General features: G+C 54.8%; 1 tRNA gene and 2 rRNA genes (1 of these 3 cut by a window edge). All 3 read left to right on the top strand.

What is annotated here, in order from left to right:
- A 23S ribosomal RNA gene (locus GOX53_RS28485) occupies nucleotides 1–2001 on the top strand (it extends 826 nt beyond the left edge of the window).
- Nucleotides 2002–2187: 186 nt separating this feature from the next.
- Nucleotides 2188–2302, top strand: a 5S ribosomal RNA gene (gene rrf, locus GOX53_RS28480).
- Between the two features lie 121 nt (nucleotides 2303–2423).
- Nucleotides 2424–2500: transfer RNA gene (locus GOX53_RS28475), tRNA-Met, on the top strand.

Genomic DNA, 2500 nt, shown 5'->3' with positions numbered 1-2500 from the left:
CTGGTTCTCTGCGAAATCTATTTAGGTAGAGCGTCATCCGAATACCCCGGGGGGTAGAGCACTGGATGGGTAATGGGGCCCCACAGGCTTACTGATCCTAACCAAACTCCGAATACCCGGGAGTACTAGATGGCAGACACACTGCGGATGCTAACGTCCGTAGTGGAGAGGGAAACAACCCTGACCTACGACTAAGGCCCCCAATTCATGGCTAAGTGGGAAAGCAGGTGGGACGACCAAAACAACCAGGAGGTTGGCTTAGAAGCAGCCATCCTTTAAAGATAGCGTAACAGCTCACTGGTCTAAATAAGTTGTCCTGCGGCGAAGATGTAACGGGGCTCAAGCCATGAGCCGAAGTCTAGGGATGCGTAAGCATCGGTAGCAGAGCGTAGTGTGACATAGTCTCATTCCTCCTTCATGCCTTCGGGCAGATTGGAGGAGAGAGGCTTTCGATGAAGCCGGGGCGTGAGCCATCCGGTGGAGAGATCACTAGTGAGAATGATGACATGAGTAGCGACAAAGAGTGTGAGAGACACTCTCGCCGAAAGTCCAAGGGTTCCTGCTTAAAGCTAATCTGAGCAGGGTAAGCCGGCCCCTAAGCCGAGGCCGAAAGGCGTAGGCGATGGGAACTAGGTTAATATTCCTAGGCCGTGGAGTGGTGACGGATCTCAAAGGTAGTTCATCCTTATCGGATTGAATGGGCTGCTGAGAGGTTCCTGGAAATAGCCCTCCTATAAGACCGTACCCTAAACCGACACAGGTGGACTGGTAGAGCATACCAAGGCGCTTGAGAGAACGATGTTGAAGGAACTCGGCAAAATACCTCCGTAAGTTCGCGAGAAGGAGGCCCGGTTCCTAGGCAACTAGGGGCTGGGGGCACAAACCAGGGGGTGGCGACTGTTTATTAAAAACACAGGGCTCTGCGAAGTCGCAAGACGACGTATAGGGTCTGACGCCTGCCCGGTGCCTGAAGGTTAAAAGGAGAGGTGAGAGCCTTGAATTGAAGCCCAGGTAAACGGCGGCCGTAACTATAACGGTCCTAAGGTAGCGAAATTCCTTGTCGGGTAAGTTCCGACCTGCACGAATGGCGTAACGACTTCCCCGCTGTCTCCAACATCGACTCAGCGAAATTGAATTGCCTGTCAAGATGCAGGCTTCCCGCGGTTAGACGGAAAGACCCCGTGCACCTTTACTACAGCTTCGCACTGGCATCAGGATTGTGATGTGCAGGATAGGTGGTGGGCTTTGAAGCAGGAACGCAAGTCCCTGTGGAGCCTCCCTTGAGATACCACCCTTCGCACTCTTGATGTCTAACCGCGGTCCGTTATCCGGATCCGGGACCCTGCGTGGCGGGTAGTTTGACTGGGGCGGTCGCCTCCTAAAGCGTAACGGAGGCGCGCGAAGGTTGGCTCAGAGCGGTCGGAAATCGCTCGTTGAGTGCAATGGCAGAAGCCAGCCTGACTGCGAGACTGACAAGTCGAGCAGAGTCGAAAGACGGCCATAGTGATCCGGTGGTCCCGAGTGGAAGGGCCATCGCTCAACGGATAAAAGGTACGCCGGGGATAACAGGCTGATACTGCCCAAGAGTCCATATCGACGGCAGTGTTTGGCACCTCGATGTCGGCTCATCTCATCCTGGGGCTGGAGCAGGTCCCAAGGGTACGGCTGTTCGCCGTTTAAAGAGGTACGTGAGCTGGGTTTAGAACGTCGTGAGACAGTTCGGTCCCTATCTGCCGTGGGTGTAGGAGACTTGAGAGGAGTTGCCCCTAGTACGAGAGGACCGGGGTGAACGATCCACTGGTGGACCAGTTGTCGTGCCAACGGCAGTGCTGGGTAGCTATGATCGGACAGGATAACCGCTGAAGGCATCTAAGCGGGAAGCCCCCCTCAAAACAAGGTCTCCCTGAGGGCCGTGGAAGACCACCACGTCAATAGGCCGGAGATGTAAGCGCAGTAATGCGTTCAGTTGACCGGTACTAATCGCCCGATAGGCTTGATTTGATCCAGTAATGGAAAGACAAAGCCAAAAGCATACACAAGACTTTGACAATGGATGGCGTCGCAGCACCTAGCCGCGATGTTGGTTGATTATACAACCGTGCGGGAACGCGCATTCGCAAGCGAATACGCTGCCTCCCGCGCGTCGCCTTTTTGCAAAGCAAAAAGAGCGACGGGGATTTTCCTCGGTTTGGTGGTCATAGCGCGAGCAAAACACCCGGTCCCATCCCGAACCCGGAAGTTAAGTGCCGCCGCGCCAATGGTACTTGGGCTTAAGCCCCGGGAGAGTAGGTCACCGCCAAACCTAGAAAAATCCCCCAATCCTCTCTAAACGATCAACAGAACACGACCCGGTCTCAAAAGCCAAACAGGCGGTAGACCAACCACGACCTCAAGTAGCGTAAGCGATAGGTCTCATAAAGTGTCGCGGGATGGAGCAGTCCGGTAGCTCGTCAGGCTCATAACCTGAAGGTCGCAGGTTCAAATCCTGCTCCCGCAACCA

Source organism: Ruegeria sp. HKCCD8929 (genome assembly GCF_013031405.1).
GTDB lineage: Bacteria > Pseudomonadota > Alphaproteobacteria > Rhodobacterales > Rhodobacteraceae > Ruegeria.
The sequence above is the reverse complement of the archived record's forward strand: the minus strand, read 5'-3'. Positions and strand labels throughout refer to the sequence as shown.